General features: G+C 57.2%; 22 protein-coding genes. 1 reads left to right on the top strand and 21 read right to left on the bottom strand.

Going from position 1 to position 24203, the window contains the following annotated elements; translation table 11 throughout:
* Positions 1 to 86 precede the first annotated feature (86 nt).
* From ACI48J_RS14605 to ACI48J_RS14615, 3 genes are read right to left on the bottom strand one after another with little or no spacing between them, the layout of a single operon-like run.
* The gene (locus ACI48J_RS14605; RefSeq protein ID WP_405078900.1) at positions 87 to 1280 is read right to left on the bottom strand and encodes an MFS transporter; all 1194 of its coding nucleotides are present in this window, start codon (positions 1278 to 1280) and stop codon (positions 87 to 89) included.
* A 24-nt stretch (positions 1281 to 1304) separates the two neighbouring features.
* A complete protein-coding gene (locus ACI48J_RS14610) occupies positions 1305 to 1934 on the bottom strand; it encodes an RNA 2'-phosphotransferase (RefSeq protein ID WP_405078901.1) in 630 nt (209 codons plus the stop codon).
* 5 nt (positions 1935 to 1939) lie between these two features.
* A complete protein-coding gene (locus tag ACI48J_RS14615) occupies positions 1940 to 3364 on the bottom strand; it encodes an RtcB family protein (protein ID WP_405078902.1) in 1425 nt (474 codons plus the stop codon).
* 404 nt (positions 3365 to 3768) lie between these two features.
* On the opposite strand from ACI48J_RS14615, the gene ACI48J_RS14620 reads away from it, so the two are divergent.
* The gene (locus tag ACI48J_RS14620; RefSeq protein WP_405078904.1) at positions 3769 to 3942 is read left to right on the top strand and encodes a hypothetical protein; all 174 of its coding nucleotides are present in this window, start codon (positions 3769 to 3771) and stop codon (positions 3940 to 3942) included.
* Positions 3943 to 4038: 96 nt separating this feature from the next.
* Here the strand turns inward: ACI48J_RS14620 and ACI48J_RS14625 are convergent, their stop codons facing one another.
* The 18 genes from ACI48J_RS14625 to ACI48J_RS14710 form a co-directional block, all read right to left on the bottom strand.
* Positions 4039 to 5112: a bifunctional 3-deoxy-7-phosphoheptulonate synthase/chorismate mutase gene (locus tag ACI48J_RS14625; RefSeq protein WP_326052186.1), complete on the bottom strand. Its 1074-nt coding sequence runs from the start codon at positions 5110 to 5112 to the stop codon at positions 4039 to 4041.
* A gap of 407 nt (positions 5113 to 5519) precedes the next feature.
* Positions 5520 to 6632, bottom strand: a complete 1113-nt coding sequence (locus ACI48J_RS14630) for a DUF3626 domain-containing protein (protein WP_405078906.1) — start codon at positions 6630 to 6632, stop codon at positions 5520 to 5522.
* A 147-nt stretch (positions 6633 to 6779) separates the two neighbouring features.
* Positions 6780 to 7739: an alpha/beta fold hydrolase gene (locus ACI48J_RS14635; RefSeq protein ID WP_405078908.1), complete on the bottom strand. Its 960-nt coding sequence runs from the start codon at positions 7737 to 7739 to the stop codon at positions 6780 to 6782.
* Between the two features lie 106 nt (positions 7740 to 7845).
* Positions 7846 to 8673, bottom strand: a complete 828-nt coding sequence (locus ACI48J_RS14640) for an undecaprenyl-diphosphate phosphatase (protein WP_405078910.1) — start codon at positions 8671 to 8673, stop codon at positions 7846 to 7848.
* A 15-nt stretch (positions 8674 to 8688) separates the two neighbouring features.
* A complete protein-coding gene (locus ACI48J_RS14645) occupies positions 8689 to 9423 on the bottom strand; it encodes an ABC transporter permease (protein WP_326052182.1) in 735 nt (244 codons plus the stop codon).
* The gene (locus ACI48J_RS14650) at positions 9416 to 10336 is read right to left on the bottom strand and encodes an ABC transporter ATP-binding protein (protein ID WP_405078911.1); all 921 of its coding nucleotides are present in this window, start codon (positions 10334 to 10336) and stop codon (positions 9416 to 9418) included. The genes ACI48J_RS14645 and ACI48J_RS14650 overlap by 8 nt, the downstream gene beginning before the upstream one ends.
* 82 nt (positions 10337 to 10418) lie before the next feature.
* Positions 10419 to 11474 carry a sensor histidine kinase gene (locus ACI48J_RS14655; protein ID WP_405078913.1) on the bottom strand — a complete coding sequence of 352 codons (1056 nt, stop codon included), beginning with the start codon at positions 11472 to 11474 and terminating at the stop codon, positions 10419 to 10421.
* Complete coding sequence (locus ACI48J_RS14660) at positions 11471 to 12187, bottom strand: response regulator transcription factor (protein ID WP_405078915.1); 717 nt, start codon at positions 12185 to 12187, stop codon at positions 11471 to 11473. The genes ACI48J_RS14655 and ACI48J_RS14660 overlap by 4 nt, the downstream gene beginning before the upstream one ends.
* A gap of 221 nt (positions 12188 to 12408) precedes the next feature.
* A complete protein-coding gene (opp4C, locus tag ACI48J_RS14665; protein ID WP_326052178.1) occupies positions 12409 to 13323 on the bottom strand; it encodes an oligopeptide ABC transporter permease in 915 nt (304 codons plus the stop codon).
* Positions 13324 to 13335: 12 nt separating this feature from the next.
* A complete protein-coding gene (locus ACI48J_RS14670; protein WP_405078917.1) occupies positions 13336 to 14289 on the bottom strand; it encodes an ABC transporter permease in 954 nt (317 codons plus the stop codon).
* A 48-nt stretch (positions 14290 to 14337) separates the two neighbouring features.
* Complete coding sequence (locus ACI48J_RS14675) at positions 14338 to 15357, bottom strand: ABC transporter ATP-binding protein (protein WP_405078919.1); 1020 nt, start codon at positions 15355 to 15357, stop codon at positions 14338 to 14340.
* The gene (locus ACI48J_RS14680; RefSeq protein WP_405078921.1) at positions 15354 to 16364 is read right to left on the bottom strand and encodes an ABC transporter ATP-binding protein; all 1011 of its coding nucleotides are present in this window, start codon (positions 16362 to 16364) and stop codon (positions 15354 to 15356) included. Before ACI48J_RS14680 ends, ACI48J_RS14675 begins: the two co-directional genes overlap by 4 nt.
* Before the next feature lie 146 nt (positions 16365 to 16510).
* Entirely contained in the window at positions 16511 to 17923 is a 1413-nt protein-coding gene (locus ACI48J_RS14685) for an amidohydrolase (protein ID WP_405078922.1), read from the bottom strand.
* Positions 17924 to 17938: 15 nt separating this feature from the next.
* Positions 17939 to 19582, bottom strand: coding sequence for an ABC transporter substrate-binding protein (locus ACI48J_RS14690; protein WP_405078924.1), 1644 nt, complete (start codon positions 19580 to 19582; stop codon positions 17939 to 17941).
* Positions 19583 to 19599: 17 nt separating this feature from the next.
* The gene (locus tag ACI48J_RS14695; RefSeq protein WP_405078925.1) at positions 19600 to 20169 is read right to left on the bottom strand and encodes a GNAT family N-acetyltransferase; all 570 of its coding nucleotides are present in this window, start codon (positions 20167 to 20169) and stop codon (positions 19600 to 19602) included.
* Positions 20170 to 20211: 42 nt separating this feature from the next.
* Positions 20212 to 22293 carry a dipeptide ABC transporter ATP-binding protein gene (locus tag ACI48J_RS14700; protein WP_405078926.1) on the bottom strand — a complete coding sequence of 694 codons (2082 nt, stop codon included), beginning with the start codon at positions 22291 to 22293 and terminating at the stop codon, positions 20212 to 20214.
* Between the two features lie 30 nt (positions 22294 to 22323).
* On the bottom strand, positions 22324 to 23232 hold the full coding sequence (locus tag ACI48J_RS14705; RefSeq protein ID WP_405078927.1) for an ABC transporter permease: 909 nt from the start codon (positions 23230 to 23232) through the stop codon (positions 22324 to 22326).
* 43 nt (positions 23233 to 23275) lie between these two features.
* Complete coding sequence (locus ACI48J_RS14710) at positions 23276 to 24202, bottom strand: ABC transporter permease (RefSeq protein ID WP_405078928.1); 927 nt, start codon at positions 24200 to 24202, stop codon at positions 23276 to 23278.
* Position 24203 lies beyond the last annotated feature (1 nt).

The raw sequence follows: 24203 nt of genomic DNA on the forward strand, positions 1-24203 counted from the left end.
GCATCTCGTCGCAAGTTAGAGAACCGCATGACGGACGGTCTCAAAACCTGCTTTACTTCATGCAGGTAATTTCCCACCCGGTGAGATCAGGCCGTTTTTCTGTCCAATGCGAACACCCAGAGCGCAAGCACCATACCGATCAGGGACAAAACTGCTCCGGCCCAAGGAAGCGTCGATATACCGGCTTGGTTAATGACCATGCCGCCGAGGAAAGCTCCTCCGGCATTACCGAGATTCAAGGCCGAATGATTGGACGTCGAAGCAAGGGCGGGAGCGTCTTTGGCCAGCGTCATAATCTTGACCTGAAGGCCGGGCAGCACTCCGAAAGCGGCGACGCCCCATATGAAAATCGTCGCTACAGCCGCAGCGGGCAGATAAACCGTGTAGGCAAAGACCGCCAAAATAAGCGCCAGTACGGCAAAACTGCCGATCATCACCGGCATCAGCTTCCAGTCCGCCAGCTTCCCGCCCAGTATATTGCCGAAGGTAACGCCGAAGCCGAACAAAACGAGAATCCACGTCACGCTGTGCTCCGCATAACCGGTCACCTGCTCCAGGAGCGGGGCGATATAAGTGAACACGGTGAACAGACTGCTGCAGCCGATAGCTCCCGTTAGAAGAACAAGCAGCAGTCTCGGCTGCGCCAGCGCCCGGATCTGCCGGACCAGGCTGGATGATTCCTCCCGGGGAATGACCGGAATCAGGGCCAGGATTCCGATGAGCGAAATAACGCCCATCACGGCCACTGCCCCGAACGACGCCCGCCAGCCCAGATTCTGGCCGATAAACGTGCCGAACGGAACGCCGATGATATTGGCGATTGTGAGTCCCGCCATCATAATGGAGACAGCCGCAGCCCTGCGGTGCGGCTTCACCAGATTGGCGGCGATAACCGAGCCGACGCCGAAGAAAGTGCCGTGCGCCAGCGCGGTCAACAGCCTCGCCCCCATCAGCAGGCCATAATTCGGAGCGATGGCAGCTACCGTGTTGCCGAGGATGAACAGCACCATCAGCAGGCAGAGCAGCATTTTCTGCGGCAGGCGGTGCGTAGCGACCGCCAGCAGCGGGGCCCCTACCGCCACTCCGAGCGCGTAGCCGGTAATCAGTTGACCCGCATGGGGGATGGAGACATGAAGATCCCCTGCCACATTGGGCAGCAGCCCCATAATGACAAATTCCGTCATTCCGATGGCAAAGGCGCCGCACGTTAAGGAAATGAGTGCGAGCGGGAACCGGTCCTTGGCCGTTTCCGTTTTACCCGCAAGTTGTGCATGATTCATGATGTCCGGTTGATCCCCTTTCCGCTATTCGATAAGACAATGATTTATGTTAGCACGCTTATTGAATAAACTCCACCCTGCAGGCCCGACTGATAACGATGATTGATCGGCAATCAGCCGGCAGCATGCCGCCGGAATCCGGTCCGCCAGCCACACTTCGTTCCCGGCGTAATAAAACCGGACACCTTTCTGTCCGGCCAGGGCCGTATCCACCTCGAGAATGACGAGTTCTCCTCTCCTCTTCCCCGCCAAAGAAGCGAAATGCAGCCCTTCGGACAGGTGCACGTATTGGCGGGACATGGGCAGGAGCCCCTCGGTCATAATCAGCGGAACGGCCTTCCGGTTCGTTCCGTGATAAAGGACGGAAGGCGGTTCGGCCGCCTCGTACGTAATTCGTTCGTGACTGTGCCCGTATCTGGCCCGGATAGAGTCCTCCACAATCTCGAAGCGCTGTTTTTCGCTTTCGCGGACTACTCGTTGAATGTCTTCGGGACGAACATCTTCGAAACCGGACACACGATTCAAAACGGCCAAAAAGTCTTCCAACCGGCAGAATCCTTCCCTATCGAGGATAAGCCCGAAATCTCCCGGCGTATGCCGCAGCATTTTGCTCATCAGCTTGCTTAAGCGCGTATCTTCTTTTGACGCCGGCATTGTAGTCAAACTCCTTTTATAACCGCCATCGGCTTGCACTTGGCAACGACGGACGCTAGGCCCGCGCCGACGACGCTTTCGATAATTTGGTCCACATCCTTATAGGCCTGCGGCGATTCGTCGAGAATCGTTTCGAGGGAACGCTGGTTCACGACGACCTCGTCCTCCATACCCACGCGCATACTGGCGGAAAATTCATCTACGGTTACGAGCCTTTTCGTAGCGCTTCGGGACCGGATGCGCCCCGCTCCGTGGCAGATGGAATGATAATTGGCTTTTCCTCCGTCCGCACCTACCATAATATAAGAAGAAGTTCCCATCGAGCCCGGAATTAACGCGGGGTGGCCCGTCGAAGCGTAAGGCTCGGGATTATCCGGATGATTGGCGGGAAGCGCACGCGTAGCGCCCTTGCGGTGGACGAATACCCGGCGGCCTTCATCTTCCCTATCTTCTTCCCAAGCGTAGTTATGCATCAGATCGTAGAGGGTGGCCAACTCGAATTTGGAACCGAACACGTCCTTGCCGGCTTCCCGGATGGCATACGCGATAAGATGACGATTTACGACCGCATAGTTCAGCGCCGAATACATCAGATCCGTGTACTGTACGGCCAGAGGGTGATCCAAGGAGGCGAACAGCAGATTAGGATCGGCTGTCCCCATACCTTCGGCCCGCATCATTCGTTTGATGTCGCTGCCGCACAACTGGCTGACCGATCCGCCCCACGCACGAGATCCGGAATGGATCATGACGATCACCTGACCGTCAAACAACCCCCATGCTTCCGCCGTCGCCCGGTTTTCTTCCGCGATTTCCACCGACTGGATTTCGGCGAAATGATTGCCTCCCCCCAGCGTTCCGAGCTGGCGGTGAGAACGGTGCCAGACGTTTTCCGGCAGCCGGTTCAGCGAATTCTCGTCAAAACCGAAGCGGCTCGATTCCACGTGAGTGAGCGATTTGGCTTTACGCGGCGTATAACCGTCGGGGATGTACTTTTTCGGAAGGCCGTGAAGCCCTTTTTTCACTACTGTCTCCAAACGAATATCGGAAAAATGTCCACGGGTATGGGAATCGACCGGCAAATACTTCTCAATCGTGCGCACCAGCTTCTTCCGCAGCTTCAAATCCTTCAGTTCGTCCTTGTGCAGATTGGTCAGATGAACCCTCATGCCGCAGCCGATATCGCTCCCCACGATGGAGGGGGATACATACCCGTCCTCACTGTTCCAGACGGCCGTAGTGCCGATGCAGGTACCGACTCCGACGTGAACGTCCGGTGTATAACTCATATAAACCCCGTTCGGAATTTGCAAATTGTTGTTAGCCATTTCGAATACTTTATAGTCCAGCGCCTCATACAAGGACGGTCCGGCGTACACGTGTACGGTCCCCGAGGGCAGTTTTACCTGGCGGTAGTAGTTTTCTTTCATAGATAGACTTCCTTTCTTGATTGAGAAACTTGATAAAAAATAAACGCAAAAAAAACCATGGACCTCGCGTCCACGGCTGTCTGCAGCACGGTTACTCAGGTTCGCAAGCGTTAAAGCACGCGCCTGACCAACTTTCACATGATCCCGTCGAGACCGGTGAAATGGACTTCTCTGTTCAATTGAGTGTGCGAGATGGTAAATGTCATTGTTTCCGGCCTCCTTTCGAATAATTGTACCCATCATACGGTCTTCTGCGGCAAATTGTCAATCCATACCACTGGTAAAAAATGATTATAATTGTTCCAGAGCGCACACAATCAAGCATCCCTTATTGTTTTGCTTAAAACGATCAAGAAATTTATAATGGCAGGAGGACACTAAGCTCATAAGAAGGAGAATGCACGATGAAGATTTATGCGGTTCTCTCGTTTAACGGAGAGAGTACGGAGAATGTATGCGTGACGCCGGACGAAGAGAAAGCAATGGCGTTTAAACCGGAAGATTTCGAAGATTGCGCTGCGCTGTTCCTGGAAATTTGGGAAGACGGCGAGAAAATAGACGATTACCGTCTCGTTTGAAAAAAAGAACCGGCCGGCCCTTCTTTCCGCAGAAAGAAAGTGCCCGGCCGGTTCTTTTTATAACTGCTCCGCTAGGCGGACTCGGGCTCGGGCTCCTTAAAACAGGCCGGACTCCGTTACCGTTTTGTAGAATTGCGCGAATTCCTCGAAGTTAAGCTGCTGCGCAGCGTCGGAAAGAGCGGTAGCCGGGTCCGGATGGACTTCGACCATTACGCCGTCCGCCCCTGCGGCAAGCGCCGCTTTCGCACAGGGCGCCAAAATATCTTTGCGTCCCGTGGAGTGGGTGACGTCGACAAGCACGGGCAGATGGCTCTCCTGCTTGAGGATGGGCACGGCCGAAATGTCGAGCGTGTTGCGCGTCGCCTTCTCGTAGGTGCGGATCCCTCTCTCGATCAGCATCACCTGCGTGTTGCCCCGGGACACGATGTACTCCGCCGCATTGAGGAACTCATCGAGCGTGGCCGCCAGACCGCGCTTCAGCAGGACAGGAACGCGCACGTCGCCGGCCGCTTTAAGCAGCTCGAAGTTCTGCATGTTGCGCGCGCCGATCTGGATCACATCGATGTAATCGCAGGCGATTTCGATATGCGCCGGGTCGACGATTTCGCTGATCGTTTTGAGACCGAATTCGGAGGCCACTTCTTTAAGGATTTTCAGCCCTTCGATGCCAAGCCCCTGGAAATCGTAAGGAGATGTGCGGGGTTTGAACGCCCCACCGCGCATGATCGTTACGCCGGCTTCTTTCAGAACGGCCGCGACTTGACGGACCTGTTCGTAGCTTTCGACGGAGCAAGGGCCCGCGATCATGACAGGCTTGCCGTTTCCGACCGAAATTCCGTCACCCAGCGTGACGATCGTGTCCTCTCTCTTGTTTTTGCGGCTTACGAGCAGATGTTTCTTCTGGCCTTCCTCCTGCAAGTTAAGCGATGCCTTGAAAATCTGCTTGAACAGATGCCGGACCGTCTCGTGGCTGAACGGGCCTTTATTGAGCGTCACCAGTTCATCGAGCATTTTCTTTTCGCGGACGGGATCGAATTTCGGGACTCCTTGGCGTTCTTTCTCCCGACCGATCTCCTGGACGATTTCAGCCCGCTCCGAAAGCAGCTCGAGCAGTTGACCGTTAATCGTATCCAGCCGTTCACGCAATGCGTCTAAATTTCCTTGTGCCATCGTAATCTCTCCTTTTTATGTCCAGAAAATAAAAAAAGACCTCTCCTCCGCAAGGGACGAGAAGTCGTGGTACCACCCTTATTCGAGAGAATGGGCTGCATAAAACAGCTCGGTCCTCTCACTTTCGGCCCTGTAACGAAGGGAATACGGGCAACCCTAGAGAAAGCCGCTTGCGGCTGTCCATCAGGCACCGGCTCCGGAGTGAACTTCGGCGGGGACATTTTCTCGGACGCTCTCAGTCGGTGGCGGTCCGTTCCTGTCATAAATGTCAATCCGCTTACTCTCTCCTTCTCAGCCTGTTCAACAAGTAATTTTACTCATTCTACTCCAATGGGAAAAATAAAAGCAAGCTGCCGGTTTAATGCGAAATTGCTTTACCGCATGAAAGCAATTTTGCAGCCCGGCAATCAGCCGTAGCGGACGAGCACGTGCCAAAGCTGCTTCAAATATTGAAGCACCTCGGCCGGGGCCCCGAAGTCCGCCCATGCTTCCGGCTGACGATGCAAGCTGGCCGCGGCTCTGCCGATCGCGGCCGCATCGAACACATCCGGGGATGCCGCCCCCGTCCCGAAGTCCGCAGCGACTCGCCGCGCAAGCGGAGGCATAAAGGGTCCGCGGAAATCTTCCGGCACCGACCCGGCGGCAAGCCGGAAGCCGGGATGCCAATAGAGCGGAATGGCGTAAGCCCCGCTCAGCGCGTCAAGCTGCGCGCCGGTGGCGGTCCCTTGAAAAGACGGGTCCGCGACGAGCGCGTCCACGTCGGACCCCAGGCGGATCGCCCCGTGTATCTGCGCTTCGACGTAGGCGTCTAGGGCGCGGCCTATTCCGCCGGAGGCACCCGGACCGGGCAGCCCGTCTTTGCCGGCAAGCTTCGCCGCGCTAAGACAGCGGGCTGCAAACGCCCCCGCACCTGGCACATCCGAAGCGAGCGCCGAGCCCGTGATCCGCACCTCGTCGAGCAGGGCCGCCAGCACCGGCATAAACACCTTGCGGGTGCCCGCATGTTCCGGCTGCGCATGGCTGTCCCCGCAGGTAAACGTGCAGCGGTCCAGGACGCCGGCTTTCAGCCGGAAATGGCAGGACCCGAAGCGCGGCGACGCCCCGTCCGCGTAGCGCATCACGTTCAGCGCGCCGTATTTCGGCCGGTCGCACGGCTGCACGCTCTCCGCCTGATACGCGCCCGCGAACAGGCTTCGCTCCCAGCGGTCGCGGTCCCCGCCCGGATAAGCGCTCAGGCCGCCGCTGGAGATGTGCGTCTCGAACTGGCTCCGGTATTCGCCGTCCCGCAGGAGCCCTTCCGCAACGGTAAGGCCGCCCGCGATGAGCCGGTCGGGGTGAAAATTCAGCGTGACGCGGGACCGGGATAAAACCGCTGCGCACAGCTCTTCCGCGGATAAAGCGTCGAAATCCGCCTCGCGCAAAATTTCCGCGGCCTTCTCCCTCGCATGCGGCTCCGCCGCCGCCGCTTTGGCCTCAATGGCCTCCAGTGCCCGCTCCTGGCAGCGTTTCAGCTCCGTCAACGCGAATCCCCCCTCCGCATTTTCCCGTAATGATACCCGACTTCCCGCAACATCCTCTGTATCCGCGATGAGGTCTGCCTTACAACAGATTATAGGCCGGAACACGACAAAGGCCAAGGGAAAAATCCCCCGGCCTTCGCGGTCATTTTATAGCTGCTGCAAAAACATGAATTGTTTATCGCCCATACCCGGAAGTCCCTCGTGAGCAAAATCGGGGTAGATCTCCAGTTGTACCGGCGCCTTCAATTTATTAAGCACCGCGTACTGCGTGGACGGCGGACATACGGTATCCATGAGGCCGATGCCGAACAAAATATCCGCCGTAATCCGGGAAGCCAGGTGCTGAATGTCGATATAGCCCAGCTTATAGAACACTTCGTCTTCCCGCTTGTGCTGGGGATCGAAGAAGCGGAAGTACGTACGCAGCTCCGCGTAAGCGTCCTTGGCCAGATCCATCTCCCAGACGCGTTTGTAGTCGCTCAGAAACGGAAAGTTAGCCGCGACCTTGCGGATACGCGGCTCCAGTGCCGCGCAAGCGAGCGCCAGAGCGCCGCCCTGCGATCCGCCCATCGTGGCGACGCGGCTGCCGTCCACTTCCTCGAAATCCATCACGATCCGCGCCAGACGGACCGTATCCAGGAAGACATGGCGGAACAGCAGCTCGTCAGGATGCTCATCCAGTCCGCGGATAATGTGACCGTGATGCGTATTGCCCGCAATCCCGCCGATATCCTGCGACTTCCCGCCCTGACCGCGTACGTCCAGCGCCGCTACCGAATAGCCGAGCGCGGCGTACGGAAGCCGCTCCAGCCAGTCTCCGGCATGGCCGGTATAGCCGTGAAACTGAAGGACCGCCGGATGCGGTTTGCCGTCCGATTTCGGTTTCACGTATTTGGCGTGAATCCGGGCCCCTTTTACACCGGTAAAATACAGGTCGAAGCACTCGGCGTAAGGGACTTTAAAGTCCGACGAAACCAGCTCCACCTCCGGGTCTACGGAATCCAGTTCGGCCAGCGCACGCTCCCAGTACTCGTCAAAGTCCGTCGGACGCGGATTTCTTCCCTGGTACTCTTGCAGCTTTTCCAATGGCAGGTCAATTAACGGCATTTCGGACTTCCCTTCCCTCTTGTATATGTATAATTGGAGGTTTGTTCCTAATCTACCTTGATCATATCACCCGGTTGAAACAAAAAACAACCACAATTTTAGCCGTCTAAAGCAGCACGATGTAAATGACTGCCGCCAGCACGAGCCGGTAAATCGCGAACGGAACGAGCTTGACCCGGTTGATCAGCTTTAGGAAGAAGCGGATGGAAATCAGGCCAAACAGAAAGGCGCTTACAAAGCCGACGGCGAAAAAAGGGATGGCCGCAGGCGGAATCGAGTCCCAGCTTTTGAGCAGCTTCAAAAAGCTTGCGCCCGCCATGATAGGAACGGCCATAATAAACGTAAAATCGGCCGCCGCCCTGTGGCTCAGCCCCAGAAGCACTCCCCCGGATATCGTGGAACCCGAACGGGAGAAGCCCGGCCACATGGCAAGGCACTGGAACAAGCCCATGCCCAGCGCTTGTGTATACGTCAGCCGGTCCACCGTATCGGTCTTGGGGACGACCGGCCGCCGCCATTCCGCAATCAGCATCAGAACAGCTCCAAGTACAAGCCCGATGACGACCGTACGTGTGGAAAACAGATACTCGTCGATATAATCTTCGAAGAGAAGGCCCAGAATGCCGAAAGGAATAAGTCCCACGATGACTTGAAGAAGATTGAGGCGCGGGCCTCCCTTGTCCTGGCCCGGCAGCTTTTTCAAACCGAACAGGTTCATAAAACGGTCCCGCATCAGAACGACTACGGCCAGGATGGAACCGAGCTGAATGACGACCTTGAAAGTATTGGCCGCCTGGGGAGTAAACAAATCCTTGGTCTGAAACCAGGCATCATCCACGATAATCATATGGCCGGTGGAAGAAACCGGAGCAAACTCCGTAAGCCCTTCGACCAGTCCGAGTATAAACGCCGCAAAAGTTTCCCATAGATTCATAGCCCCATGCTCCTTTTATTGAATATCCGATTTGTTAAAGTAAATAATCGTTGCCGCCAACCCCGCGATAGACGCAGTGAGAATGGCAAGGACAGAGTACAGAACCGGATATTCGGGCACATACGCTTTGTTGGCGACGACGTGAACCGCCGACCATGGAAACAGAGCGCTGTACTTCTTATCTACAAGAGCTACGTTTGCCATCGTGGCAATCGCCGTGAAAATAATGGTCGGCACATAGTTTTTGAACCAGAACGTAACGAAAATCGAAGGGGTCGACAGCAGAAAGAGCAGGACCGCTCCGATCAGATACCGGCCCAGCGAGTACAGAATGACGTGGATCGTGAGCCCGTCGAATCCGCCGATCAGCCCAAATACGAAAGTAAATCCCCAGGATATCAGCGTCAGCGTAACGATCCAGATAAGCAGCATAAGCAGTTTGCTGAAAAGCAGGCTCGTGCGCGATACGGGAATGGTCAGCAGATTTTTGAGCGTGTCCTCTACGTATTCCCGGTTGAACAGGTAAGCCGTTATAACGCCGTACAGCAGAGTCCCGCTGAGCAGCAGCACATACATATTCGTGTTGTAGAAGGAGATTTCGTACGTGACGGATGTTTCCGGTTTTTCGCTTTTCATGTTAAGGAATCCGATAAACATAAGGACGGGCGCGGCAGCGGCTCCAATGACGCTGACCAGGAACATTTTCGCGCGTTTTAATTTCAGCAGTTCGGTATACAGCAGGTTAACCAATCGTTCCGCCTCCTATCAGCTTGATGAAATAATCCTCAAGCCTGTCTTCGCTGATCGTAAGGCGGGAAACGTCGATGCCGTTCTCCACGAACAGCCGGTTCAGACCGGATTGGCGGCCGATATGGGAATAGACGCGGATTTTGCCCTCACCCCGGACTTCGTAATCGTGAATGTCCAGTTCTTTTTCCAGCAGCATGGCCGCCTTGTTATCGTCCGACACTTGAAACTCCAGATGCTTGCGGTTGCGTTTACGCAGTTCTTCGAAGGAAATTTCCTCCAGAAGTCGGCCCTGGTGTATGATCCCGATCTGATCGGCCAACTGTTCGATCTCGGGCAGTATGTGGCTGGAAATGAGGATCGTCATTTTCCTTTCCTCGGCGAGCGATTTGATCAATCTCCGGATTTCCTTGATCCCGATGGGATCGAGACCGTTCGTCGGTTCGTCCAGGATAAGAAGCTCGGGATGATGCAGGACGGCTCTCGCTATGCCGAGACGCTGCTTCATGCCCATCGAATACTGTCCGACGAGCTTTTTCGGCTCCCGGTGGAGGCTGACGATTTCAAGCGCGTCCTGGATCGCCGTCTTCTTGTGGACCCCCATCAGCCTCGCGTTGATCAGGAGATTTTCGGCTCCGGTCAAATTTTCGTAAAAGCCCGAATGTTCGACGATCGAACCGATTCTTCTTAAAAGATTTCGTTTGTGTTTGAACAAATTTTCACCGAATAGTTCGATCTGTCCTTCCGTGGGCTTAATCAGCCCCAGCAGCATCCGGATCGTGGTCGTTTTCCCCGCCCCGTTGCGTCCCAGGAAGCCGTAAATCTGCCCCTGCCCCACGGTCAGCTCCAAGCGGTCCACCGCTTTCTGGGCTCCGTAAGTTTTGGTCAAACCCGTTGTTCTGATGATGGCGCTCATGGTTCCCTCCTGCTCCGTATGGTTCTTTTCTCTGTCTCTATTCAGGATAAGCAGCCGATTTTAAATGCCTCTTAACAAGTTCTTAATTGTTTCTTAAAATGTATTCCGCGGGCTGAAGACCCTTGCCCGTTTCCGGCAGAATGAGGTAAAAAGCGGTCCGTACGCCCGGTTCGCTGTCCGCTCCCAGCGTTCCTCCATGCTTCTCGGCGAGGGCTTTCGCAATCGCCAGCCCCAGACCGCTCCCGCCGCCGGCCCGGCTTCTCGACGCGTCCGTCCTGTACATCCGTTCAAATACGAGGCCGAGTTCCTCTGCGGGAATACCCGCCCCGTTGTCCCAGACCGTCAGGCAGTGCTTCCCCTGCGCCGAGGACAGTTCCAGGCCGAGCTTATTCCCGTCCGCTCCGTGCTTGACGGCGTTCTGAATCAGATTATTCAGCATCCGCAGAAGACTGACCCGGTCCGCGACAACGGGACAAGCTTCCTCGGGGAGCCGCAGAACCAGCTCCAGCCCCGCTTTATGCAGGTCCGGCAGGAACTCGATGACGGCTTCGCGCACGGTTTCGGCAAGATCAAGCCTGACGGGTTGAAGCCGGAGCTCGTCCGCGTCCAGTTTGGCCAGCAGAAACACTTCGTCGATAAGCTTCTTCAAAGCCCCGGATTTACGGGCCAGCACATCCAGATACTGCCACTTCTGTTCCTCGTTTTCCGCCACGCCGTCTCTCAAAGCGTCGATGTAACCGATGATGGACGTCAACGGAGTGCGGATATCGTGCGATATATTCGAGAGGAACCTTTTGCGGCCCGTTTCGGTTTTTATCGTATAAACCTGGAGCTTGTCCAGTTGTCCGATCAATTCATTGACCGAGAAAATGACTTCGTTCAGAGCCGGATCGTCGTTCGCCAAAACCCGGGTGTTCACGTTGCCTTCAAGCGCCCTTGCCAGTTGGCGGTTGATATCCCGGAGTCTTGCGGTATATCGGAATCTGGACATGAGCAGTCCCGCTGCGGACGCAAAAAGCGCGGCAAACAGCACCCCGCTCGTCAAAGCGCTCGGGGTGCCGACTGCCGTAAGCCCGGCCAGGACCGCCAGTAAAATCAAATGGATCATGCCCAGCAGCTTAACGGGATCTCTTTTCATATTCTCTCACCCGCGAATTTGTAGCCGATCCCCCAGACCGTTACGATTCTTTTCGGACCGGACGGATCTTCCTCGATTTTTTTCCGCAGCTTGCGGATATGGACCATGACGGTATTATCGTCTTCCAGATAATCGCTGTTCCAGACTTGGCGGAAAATCTGGGTTTTGGTGAAAACTTGTTCGGGGTTCGTCATAAAAAATTTCAGCAGCTCAAATTCTTTAGCCGTTAACGCGATCTCTTCCCCGTCTTTGGACAGCGTGAATGTCTTCGGGTCCAGCTTCAAGTCCCCGGAAGTCAGAGTCGTTTCCGCTGCGGGATTATTTTCGCTGTTTTCGCTGCCCAGCACTTTGTATCTCCGCAAATGTGCCTTGATCCTCGCGATCACCTCGTGAATACTGAACGGCTTGGTGATGTAATCGTCGGCTCCGATGCCCAGTCCGACCAATTTATCCACTTCCCGGTCTTTAGCCGTCAGCATCAGGATCGGCACGTTCGACTTCTGGCGAAGTCTTCTGCATACCTCGATCCCGTCCACTTTAGGCATCATCAGATCCAGCACGATTAAACTGTAATCGCGTTCCTCCGCAAGCCGCAGCGCTTCTTCCCCGTTATGAGCCGTGTCCGCCATGTATGTTTCTCTTTCCAGATACGTCCTCAGCAGCTCCCTGATTTCTTTCTCGTCGTCTGCGATAAGAATGTGAATTCCCGTCATTCGTGCACCTGCTCCGCAACAATTTTGCTTCTTCTTGTACACTCAGTTTACCGAAATCTCCTTTAAAAGCCAATAAACCGGCAAATACGCATATCCGCACAAAAAGAAACGCAAAAAGCCCTTTTCTCCGAAACTCCGGGAAGCGGGAGGCGGCGCCACATCCTCAAAGAGCCTCTCGTCCCGCCGGTGGCGGGAAAAGAGGCTCGTGCGGATACACTTGATTACGGCTGGGAATCCAGGGCATCGCGCAGTCCGTCCCCGACAAAGTTTATGCTCAGAACGACGAGCAGAATCATCGCGCCCGGCGGAATCCAGAGCCAGGGCTGTTCCGTCAGCACGGTCAGGGACTGGGCGTCCGTGAGCATATTGCCCCAGCTGGCGGCCGGCGGCTGGACGCCCATGCCCAGGAAGCTGAGTCCCGCTTCGCTCATAATGGCGGAAGCAACGCCGAACGTAGCTTGGACGATAACGGGGCCGGCCGCGTTCGGAAGGACATGCTGCAGCAGGATACGGGGGGTTCCGTAGCCCAGCGCTATGCCTGCCCTGACATAATCGAGCTGTTTGATTGTCAGGACGCTGCCCCTGACCAGACGTGCGACGCCCGGCCACGAGAATAAAGCCAGAACCAGAATAATCGTGCGCATATCCGAGCCCAGTACGGCCACGACGACAAGGATGACCATAAGAAACGGAAATGCCATGAACATGTCCGTTATCCGCATGATCGCCATATCCAGCCAGCCTCCGAAGTAACCCGAAACCAGACCGACCAGCGTCCCGAAGGTCACATACAGAAATACCGAAGCGAAACCGACGATCAGTGAAACGCGGGTCGCATATACCAACCGGCTGAATACATCCCGGCCGACCTGGTCCGTACCCAGCCAATGCTCCGCGGAAGGAGCGGCCGAGAAAACGCCCGTCACTTCCTTCGGATCATACGGGACGATAACCGGAGCAAGCAGAGCCGCGGCAATCAGCAGCAGAGTCACGACAGAGCCGGCTGCGGCGAGCTTATGCCGTCTGAACTTCCTTAAAGCTTGCCGCCAAGGCCGCGGCGAATCGGGCTCGGCTTCCGTCTCCGCCGCGCCGCTGCGGAAATTCGTTTCGCCCAGTTTCCATTCGGTCAGCGCCACAGTTTCCACCTCCTATCCATTGTAACGAATGCGCGGATCCGCTGCGGAGTACAGAAGATCGGTCAACAAATTCGTTGCCAGAACGATACAAGCCGCCGCCAAATTCAGCCCCATGAGCGTGGGATAATCCCTGGAAAGTATCGATTGAATGGTCAACTGGCCGATCCCCGGCCACTGGAAAATTTGCTCGATCAGAATGCTTCCTCCGAGCAGAAGAGGAATTTCCATCGCGATGACGGTAATCATCGGGATCAGCGCGTTGCGGAGCGCATGCTTGTTCGTGACGATAAAAGGATGCAGCCCTTTGGCCCGGGCGGTCCGCAAATAATCCTGCTTCAGCACGTCAAGCATACTCGCCCTTACATACCGGACCTTCTTGCCGGCGATAAAAACGCCGAGCACAAAAACCGGAAGAATCATGTGACGGATCAGATCCCAGACGCCCCCGCCGGCTCCCAGCGTGTACATTCCGCCCGTCGGCAAAATTCTTAACTGGACGGCAAAAATATAAATCAGGCTGAGTCCGAAAAAAAATTGCGGGATCGAGGTCCCGATAAAGGACAGACCCGTCATGACATAATCAAACTTCGTATTTTGCCGGACCGCGCTAATAATTCCGACGGGAACGGCGATCAGCAGGCCGAGAGACAGCGATGCCGCCGCAAGCCCCAGCGTAGGCCCCAGTCTTTCGGCAATCAAAGTGCTTACGGGGGCGTAAGAGCTGAACGAATAGCCCAGTTCTCCGTGCAGCAGGCCGCCGAGCCACTTGGCATACTGCATCCACAGAGGATCGTTTAGGCCCAGCAGTTCTTTGCGCGCATCCAGCAGCTCCTTGGGCATCGTCGGATCGATTAACATGTCGACCGGGTTGCCCGGAGCCATGTTGATCAGGAAGAAATTAATGACCGTGATGCCGAATAAAACGGGAACCGCAATCAGAATCCGCCGGATCGTATACGGAAGCATAAGCGAGGCTCCTCCTTTCTCTTGCCGCCGGCTCGTTATCCTCTTCTTTCAAAACAGATGACCTGCCGGTTCATCCAACGGAAAATGACAGGCGGCGGCATGAGCTTCGGCGCCCAGCGGCGGCTCGGCCGTTCTGCACAAGTCCCGGACATACGGGCAGCGCGTATGAAACCGGCATCCGGGCGGCGGATGTTCCGGACTCGGCACATCGCCGCGGATCAAGATCCGGCCCGTCGAACGCGCTTCCGGGTCTGGCGGGGGATAAGCATTCAGCAAAATCCGGGTATACGGATGCTTCGGGTTCCGGAACAGCTCTTCCTTGCTTCCGATCTCGACGATTTTACCCAGATACATGACCGCGATCCGGGTGCTGATGTACTTGACCGCCCCTATCCCGTGAGCGATAAACAAATAGGTCAGCTTCAATTCCTTCTGCAGATCGCCGAGCAGGTTGAGAATCTGCGCCTGGATCGACACGTCGAGTGCGGAAACCGGCTCATCGCACACGATCAGCTCCGGTTCGAACGAGATCGCTCTGGCGATGCCGATTCTCTGCCGCTGCCCTCCCGAGAACTCATGCGGGAACCGGTTTCCCGAACCGCGGGGCAGCCCTACCAGTTCCAGGAGACGGCCGACGCGCGCGGGAATGTCTTTTTTGTCCGCAAGCTTGTGGGCGATAAACGGCTCGGACAGCAGCTCGCTTACTCTTTTGCGGGGATTCAGGGAGGAGTACGGATCTTGGAAAATAATTTGCAGCCGCGTCCTTACCGGCTTTAATTGCCTTCGGGTCTTGGTCGTAATATCCTCGTCCCGGAAAAGAATCCTCCCGGAAGTCGGATTTTCCAGCCGCACGATGGAACGGCCTATCGTCGATTTGCCGCAGCCGGATTCTCCCACAAGCCCCAGCGTCTCCCCTTTGCGGATAGTCAGGCTTACATCGTCCACCGCCCGGATGTAGCCTGTCGTGCGCGAGAAGACGCCGCTTTTGACGGGATAGTACGTTTTAAGATGCTCTACCTGAAGGAGAGGCACATCGTCCGCCGCGGTTACTTCAGGCCGACCGCTCATAAGGCAGCCTCCTTGCGGACCGGCTTTTCGGGCAGCATGCCCTCCACCTGGGAGACCCAGCACCGGACCCGGCGGCCTCCCTCCAGAGCGGTCAGTTCCGGCTGCTCTTGCGTGCAAACGGCGGAAGCCCACGCACACCGGGCATGAAACCGGCAGCCTTCCGGCATGCGGTTCGGGGAGGGCACCGTCCCCGGGATCGCCTCCAGTTGTCCGCCGTCTTCGCTAATTCTGGGCATGGAGCCAAGCAGCCCTCTTGTGTACGGATGCAGCGGCTCGCGGAACAGCGTAAAAACATCCGCCTCCTCCACAATTTGGCCCGCATACATCACCACCACCCGGTCCGCCATCTCGGCGACGACACCCAGATCGTGCGTGATCAGCAGGATGGCGGCCCCGCTCTCTTCGCGAAGTTGCTTCATCAGCTCCAGAATTTGAGCCTGGATGGTCACATCCAGAGCCGTAGTCGGCTCATCGGCAATTAGCAACTTCGGCTTGCAGGCGAGCGCCATCGCAATCATGACCCTCTGGCGCATGCCGCCGGACAACGCGTGAGGGTACGATTTCATCAGGACTTCGGCGCGGGGAAGTCCTACTTTTCCGAGCATTTCAATGGCATAGGCCCGCGCTTCTTTGCGGGAGAAATCCATATGCCGCCGGATAACCTCCAGAAGCTGTTCCCCGATCGTAAAAACCGGATTAAGCGAACTCATCGGCTCTTGGAAAATCATCGACATGTCCCGTCCCCGGAGCTGTCTCAGCTCCGGATCCGACGACAGCGCCAAGTTGCTTCCCTGGAAGAGGATATCCCCTTTCGCGATGCGGCCGCTTCTGCCCAGCAGTCTCATGACCGAAAGAGCCGTCACGCTTTTGCCGCTGCCGGACTCGCCGACAATCCCGACCGTTTCGCCGGGCAGAACCTGAAAACTGACTTCATCTACGGCTGTTACATCTTCTTGTCCCGTCTTGAAAACGGTCTGAAGACGGTGGATTTCCAGCACGGGCAGCATACATGCACCTCTTTTCTTTTCAATTTAGTCGTTCCGGGGGCAGCAACTTCCGGCGGAACCTGCTGCGACGCAAAACGGCGGTGATCTGTATCGGCGCAGCACACGCATCGCAAACGCTTAAGCACCGCCCTGCGGACGAAGGCTGCTCAGACTAGCACCGGCGCTTGAACGTCACCGGGTATGGCGGGCACATACCTGCGGCCGTTCGTGGCGCGCAGGAACTCCGCCCTGGCCTCGGCAAGCAGCACCCCGCCGTCCGTCAGAAGCTCGTACGCCGCAAGCGCCAGGAGCTTGGCCGCAAGGTGCATGCCTTTGAGGCCGATCGGCGAGCCGAAAGAGGCCGTCGCCTGCCACGTATGCACCTGCACGCCAAACGGCGCGCACGTGGTGATGATCTGCCCGACCGGCGTAATCCACGAGACGTCGCCGACGTCCGTCGAGCCTCCGCCGAAGGTTTTGGGCGCCGGCTTCACGTTCACGAACCCGGCCGGCAGCAGTTCCCCGGCGGGAAGCCCCAGCTCTTCCCGCCGCCTCAGTGCCGACTCCCGGAGGTCCGGAGGCAGCGTATCCGCAAGGGCGGAGGCCAGACGGATATCTTCGTCCGTGAACGATAGCGGGCCGGCCTCATCCTTCTGCCGGAAAAGCAGATCGTTCAGCGTATGGTTGACGTTCAGATCGTAGGCGCCCGCCTTGATCTCCCACGTCACCTCGGTTTCCGTCATCAGAGCGGCTCCGCGGGCGATGTTCTGCAAACGCCGGAGCAAGTCGTCGACGTGGTCCCGGCTGGAGCCCCGCAGGAAATACCAGACACTCGCGTCTTCCGGCACGATATTCGGAGCCTGTCCGCCGTTCGTGATCGTGTACTGAATCCGGGAGCCGTCCGCCACGTGCTCCCGCAAATAATTGGCGCCGACGTTCGTCAGCTCGACGGCATCAAGCGCGCTGCGTCCCAGATGCGGGAAGCTTCCCGCATGGGAGGCCCGCCCCTTGAAAGAAAACTCGACGGACGTAAGAGCCGACGTCGGTACGTTCCACGGCATGTTGGAGCTGCCGGGATGCCACGTGAGCGCCGTATCCAGGTCATCGAACACGCCTTCCCGGGCCATGAACGTTTTGCCCGAAATGACCTCTTCGGCCGGGCAGCCGTAATACCGGATCGTACCCGGGAGCTTCTCTTCGCGGATGCGGCGGCTCAAAGCAATGGCCGCGGCCACACCGGCCGTGCCGAGCAGGTTATGTCCGCATCCGTGCCCGGGCCCGCCGGGAACGAGGGCTTCCCGTTCGGCGCTCACCTTCTGCGACAAGCCGGGCAGCGCGTCGTATTCCCCGAGGATGCCGATGACGGGTTTGCCGCTGCCGAACTCGGCAACGAACGCCGTGGCGGCGCCCCCGATACCGGAGCGGAGCGAAAATCCGGCTTCCCGCAGCACGGTGGCTTGCAGCTTCGAGGCGTACGCCTCCGTGTAAGCGACTTCAGGCTGCTCCCAGATCCTCAGCGCAAGCTCTTCGAATTTTTCCGTATGGCCGTCCAGCCATTCCACCAAGTGCCGCTTTCCCATCGCCCTCACGCCCTTCTATTTTTTCAAATCCCACTCGTTCGTATTGTTGTACATCCCGATGTCGCGGGGCTTTCCGACCAGAACGTCTTTGGAGACGGCAAGCAGACGCTTCTCCGAGTAAACCGCCAGCGTAGGCACATCCTCGTGGATGACCGCCTGCAGCTCGTTGTAGATCTGCCGCCGCTTCGCCGGATCGGATTCCGTCTCCCCTTTTGTAATCAGCTCATCCACCTTCGGGTTTTTGTAGCTGTAGTAATTGCTCGGGCTGTCGCTTTTGTACAAAGTGAAATACGAGCTCGGTTCAATATAAAAGTCCCGGTTGAAAATAGTCAGATCAAACTCTTTTTTGCGTACCTTCTGGATAAGCGTGGCAAAGTCATACTTCTGAACCTGAACCTTCAAACCGACGGCCTGCAAATTTTGGACGAGAATATCCGCAGCCTGCTCGCGCACTTTATTGCCCACGGGGATCAGGAATTGGATGGGCTTGTTCGTGTCCCATTTCGCCTCCTGGAGCAACTTTTTCGCCTTTTCCGGATCGTAGGGGTATGTCTGGATGTCTTTATTGAAATTGGGGTGATAGCTCGGAATGCCGCCGTCAATCACTTCGCCCTGGCCTTTCAGAAGCTGATCGACAATAAGCTTGCGGTTGATCGCATAGGCGACGGCCTGGCGCACGCGGGAATCGCCGATATTGGCCGTGTTGAAGAAAAGTTCGGGCGGAATGGAAGGATTACTCGTCGTAAGTTCCACGTTCGGCAGCGTCTTTACTTTCTCGTATTCCGTGATCGGAATGAGACCGACGGGCAGCGAATTCATATGAATTTCGCCCGTTTGCAGCTGCGCGACCAGATTGGCGGCCGGAAGCACTTTAATAAAGATTTTGTCGAGCTTGGCCGGCGGCAAGTAATAATTCGGGTTTTTGACCACCTCGGCATACTGGCCTTTTACGAAGTTGGCGAATTTGAACGCCCCGATCGTTACTTCTGGTTTCTGGAAGTAGGGGTGGGTCGCGATCTGTTCGGGGGGAACGTCTTTCAGGATGTGCTTCGGCAGGAAAAACACTTTCGTTCCGAACCGTTCTTTAAAAAGAAGCGGATCGACCGGCGTCTTCGTCCGCACTTCGAATGTGCGGTCGTTCACGATTTTGAGGCCGCTGATTTCCGTTTTCCCTTCCTCCAGCTTACCCGCATTGTTCAGTCCTTCGATAAAATTCAGCTTGAAGTACGTCTCGACTTTCGGGTGCAAAGCGGTCTGGAGCGTAAAAGCGACATCGGCCGAAGTAAAAGGTTTACCGTCATTCCATTTCGCAGATGGATTCAACTTCACGATGAAGGTCTGATTGTCTTTCGTCTCGACGGACTCCGCCAACTTCGGAGTAAACTCAAATTTTTCGTTCAGATTCAGCAGCGAATCGTTGAGGAGCGCGATCACGTTGTCCGAGGCGGAGTCCCCCTGGTCGTTAATTTGGCTGAGCGTAATCGGTGCGTTCACAATGCCGATATACACGGTCTTTTCGCCGGAGTTCGCTCCTTTGCCGGGCTCTCCCCCCGGATTCGGCGACGCGGCAGGAGACGCGGGAGGCGCTCCGCAGGCCGATAAGCCGGTCATGAAAGCGGCCAGTACAAGCAGCCAAGTAGCCTGATGTCTTTTTTTCACCGTAACATTCCTCCACTTCAAATTTTCTTTAGATCCACGGGAAAAGAATACCGCTCTGCTCCCGTCTCGCCGGACGAATGAACGGGGTCTTCACGGTCCGTGCCGGACCCGCTCCGAAGGTTTTTGATCATGAAAACCAGCTTGTCTTCAGTCCCGAGATTCCTCTCGTAGAAGGGCTGGTAGCCTTTCCGCTCGTAAAAGGGAAGAAGCCACGGATGCTTCCGGGACGTTGCCAGCGTCGAAGCGGGCGACAGAAGCGTATCCCGCACGATTTCTTCCTCCACGTAACGGAGCAGTCGGCTGCCCACCCCTTGGGACTGTTCCGCCGGGTGAACGGCTAACATAAACAAGAACGGATACACGGACACTTCTTCCATGTATTTCAGCGAGAGGGTTGCGCTTATCCGTCCGTCGCGCTCCAGAACGTAGCACGCGTTTTCTTCGATATTTGTCCGAACGAACTCGTAATCCGCCCGTGTTGCCCTGAAGTCGATGTTCAGGTCCCGGATCGCTTGATAAGCCCCCTCGATAAGCGTTAGCAGCTGTCCGGTGTCGCTTTCCTCGGCCAGCCGGAAACTATCTCCCATTGTCGTCACCTCGCCTAAAAAAACCTATATAAGAAGACCGTTTTACAGCGGATAATGGCAGGCCGCCGAATGTCCCGGGCCTACCTCTATCCATTCGGGCTGAACCTCCCGGCACAGCGCCGTTGCCGCCGGACAGCGCGTGTGGAACCGGCAGCCGGATGGCGGGTTGGCCGGGGAGGGGATTTCGCCCGCAAGCCGGATCCTCTCCGGTGAGCCGCTGCGGTCTCGCCTGGGGACGGATGCCAGAAGAGCGGCTGTGTAAGGGTGAGCCGGATGGCGGAACAGCTCGTCGCTCGGGGCCGTTTCCACAAGCTTGCCGAGGTACATCACGCCGATGCGGTCGGACATATGCCGGACCGCATGAAGACCGTGCCCGATAAACAGATACGTGAGATTCTCCCTCTCCCGGAGTTCCTGAAGCAGATTCAGAATCTGTGCCTGTACCGACACGTCCAGCGCCGACACGGCCTCATCGGCCAGAATAAACCGTGGCTGCAGAGCCATCGCTCTGGCAATGCCGATCCTTTGACGCTGTCCCCCCGAAAATTCATGGGGATACCGTTCGCCTGCCGAAGGGGGCAGCCCGACCGAAGTCAACAGCTCGGAGACTTTATCCCTGCGCTCCTTCCCCCGGTGCGTCCCGTGAACGGCGAGCGGCTCGGCGATGCACTGCCCGACCGTCCAGCGCGGATTAAGCGAGCCGTAGGGGTCCTGGAAAATGACCTGCATCTGCTTTCTCGCCTTCCGCAGCTCCGAGGAAGACATGGCGGAAAGCTCCTTGCCGGCAAAAAGAACCTCGCCTTCCGTAGGCGGCTCCAGATGAAGCAGCGTCCGGCCGAGAGTCGACTTGCCGCTGCCGGATTCGCCGACCAAACCGAACGTCTCGCCTTCCCGGATCGTGAAGGTGACGTCGTCGACGGCATAGATCGACCCTTTGGGCCGGCGGAGAAACCCGCCTCCGAGCCGGTATGTTTTCCGCAGGCCGTGGACGGAAAACAGCGGCGGCGGGCTATCGGAGACTTCGCCTGCGGAGTTTTCCTCCGGCGGAGCGGAAACGGCGGCGGCAGGCAGGATCACGGCGGGCGTGTACTCCGCAAGCTCCCGGACGACGTCCGGCGAGGCTTCCGCCGCCTGCGCTTCCTCCTTCTGCCGGAGTTCCCCGGCAAGCCAGCACGCCGCCTCGCGTCCCGCGATCTCTTCCAGAGGCGGTGCGGACTGCGCGCACCTCTGGACGGCATGCGGGCAGCGGGGGTGAAAGCGGCAGCCGGACGGCGGCTCGGCCAGCGAGGGAATGCTTCCTTCAATGGAAGGAAGCCGGGAGCCCCGTGGCGTCTCCAAACCCGTGACGGAGCCGATGAGCCCCTTCGTGTATGGATGCAGCGGGGTGCGGAACAACGCGTCGGCCTCGCCGATCTCGACGATTCCGCCCGCATACAGAACGGCAACCCGGTCGGCGATCTCGGCCGCCACGCCCAGATCATGCGTGACGAACAAGATCGACATGCCGTATTCTTTCTGGACCTCCTTCAGAAGGTTCAGGATTTGCGACTGGATCGTTACGTCCAGCGCCGTTGTCGGCTCGTCGGCAATGAGCAGGTCGGGAGCGCAGGACAGCGCCATTGCGACCATCGCCCTTTGGAGCATTCCTCCGGACAGCTCGCCCGGGTACTGCTTCATCCGCAGGCCGGGCTCCGGGATGCCGACTTTGCCGAGCAGACGGGCCGCGTGCTCCCACGCCTCTTTATGGGAGCTGCGGTTATGCCGGAGATACGCCTCGGCGATTTGCTTCCCGACCGGAAAAAGCGGATCGAACGCCGCCATCGGCTCCTGGAAAACCATCGCGGCCTTCCTTCCTCGGATTTCGCCCATCTGCTTCTGCGGAAGCCGGGTCACGTCTTCCTTTCCCAGCCGGATGTTGCCGTGCGTAATGCGTCCTCCTTCAAACTCCACCAGACGGAGGATCGCCTTGGACAAAATTGTTTTGCCGCTGCCTGACTCCCCGACCAGACAGAGCGTCTCGCCGGGCCTGATGTGCAGGCTGACATCCGATAGTGCCGTCAGACTTTCGTTTTCCTTGGTAAATTCCACCCTCAACCGGTCAATTTCCAGAATCGGCTTGGCCATAATCGTTCCCCCTCCGGGTTTTTCTCCCGTTCATTTTGCATGCCGCTTAGGATCGAGGGCATCCCTCCAGCGGTCTCCCACCAGATTGACGGCCAGCACCAGGAGTGTAATCGCGAGTCCCGGAAAAGTCGCATTCCACCAGGCGACGGTCAAATAACCTCTGCCCTGCGAGAGAAGCGTTCCCCAGTCCGGAATTTCCTTAAGCACGCCCAACCCCAGGAAACTAAGCGCGGAGCCGACCAGGATGGACGATCCGATTCCTATCGTCGCCATGACGAGCAGCGGTGAAATGACGTGAGGAAGCACATGCTTCACGAAAATATGACCTCCGCCCGCGCCGGTCGACCGGGATGCAGCTATGTAGGGACGGCTTTTGATGCTGATCACCTGACTGCGGACAACCCGGGCAAATTTGGGCACCAGCGACACGCTGACGGCCAGCACAATATTGAGCAGACTCGGCCCCAAGGCGGCCGCAATGGCTAGTGACAGCAGCAAACCCGGGATGGCCATGAGCACGTCAATGATCCGCATGAACACTCCGTCCGCGAAGCCCCCGATGTAACCGGCCAGGCTGCCGATCAGCATGCCTGCGGCCCCTCCGATGAGAACGGAACCTGCGCCGATCAGAAGTGAATCTCTCGCCCCGTATATGAGAAGGCTGAGCATATCCCTTCCGTAGTAATCCGTCCCGAACCAGTGGACGGAGCCCGGCTTCTGGAGCAGGGCATCCGCGTTCATTTCCGTCGGTGGAAAAGGCGCCAGCCATTGCGGCACGACTGCACTGAGTGCAATCGCTGAAACGATTAAGAGCGCCGCATAGTACGGAAGATCCCCTTGGCGCAAAAAGCCCGGGATTCTCCGTCTTTGTTTCGGTTCCCGGCTCCGCTCCCGGGTGAGCTGTTCCGGCACGTAGTTTACTTCGGCTGCGGTTTTCATACCGCTCCCCCCTTTTCACGCGTCTCTTTAACGGCCGCCTGCATCAGGCTGCCCTTCTCACTCTGGGATCGATGAAAGCATAGGACAAGTCCACCAGCGCATTTACATGGACATACACGATTGCGGTAAAGAAAACGACGCCTTGTACGACCGGAAGATCCTTGGACAGGATGGCTCCCGCCAGCAGCCTGCCGATTCCCTGCCTGGAAAAGACCGTTTCGATCACGACCGCCCCGGCCATGAGTTCCCCGATCTGGATACCGATCATGGTAAGAGCCGGAATGAGGGCGCTGCGCAGCGCATGCCGGTACATGACGACTCTTTCGCTAAGCCCTTTGGAACGCAGAGTTGTAATAAACGGTTCGTTCATAACCTCAAGCATGGAACTCCGCACCATGCGCACGATAAAACCCGATCCCACAAGCCCAAGCGCAGCCGCCGGTAGAACGAGCGACTCCCACCCTTCCGAGCCTACGGCCGGAAACCAGTTCAGCCGGACGGAGAATACGAGGATCAGAAGGATGCCCGACCAGAAGGTCGGCATGGAAATTCCGAACAGCGACACGATGCGGGCCAGGAAATCAATGAAGCCGTTGCGGTGAACCGCCGAAAGCACGCCGAGCCAGATTCCCGTCACAACCGCCAGGAAAGTACCCGCTGCGGTAAGCAGCGCCGTTGCGGGAAACTGCTCCAAAATTTTGGGAAGCACCGGGTCGTCGTTAACGAGAGATTTCCCGAAATCCCCCCGCAGCAAATTTTCCGCATAGACGAGAAATTGCCGGATCACGGGCTGATCCAAGCCCAGCTGATGCCGCAGATTCGCTGCCGTCTCCGCAGAAGCGGACGTCCCGGCCAGCATCATCAGCACCGGGTCTCCCGGCAGCAGGTATAGAATAAAGAAGACGAGAACCGAAGCGCCTCCTATGACAAGCAGCGAAGAGAGCAGTCTTCTTACGATGGCATAAATCAAT

The sequence above is a fragment of the Paenibacillus chitinolyticus genome (genome assembly GCF_045038035.1).
Taxonomy (GTDB): domain Bacteria; phylum Bacillota; class Bacilli; order Paenibacillales; family NBRC-103111; genus Paenibacillus_F; species Paenibacillus_F chitinolyticus_A.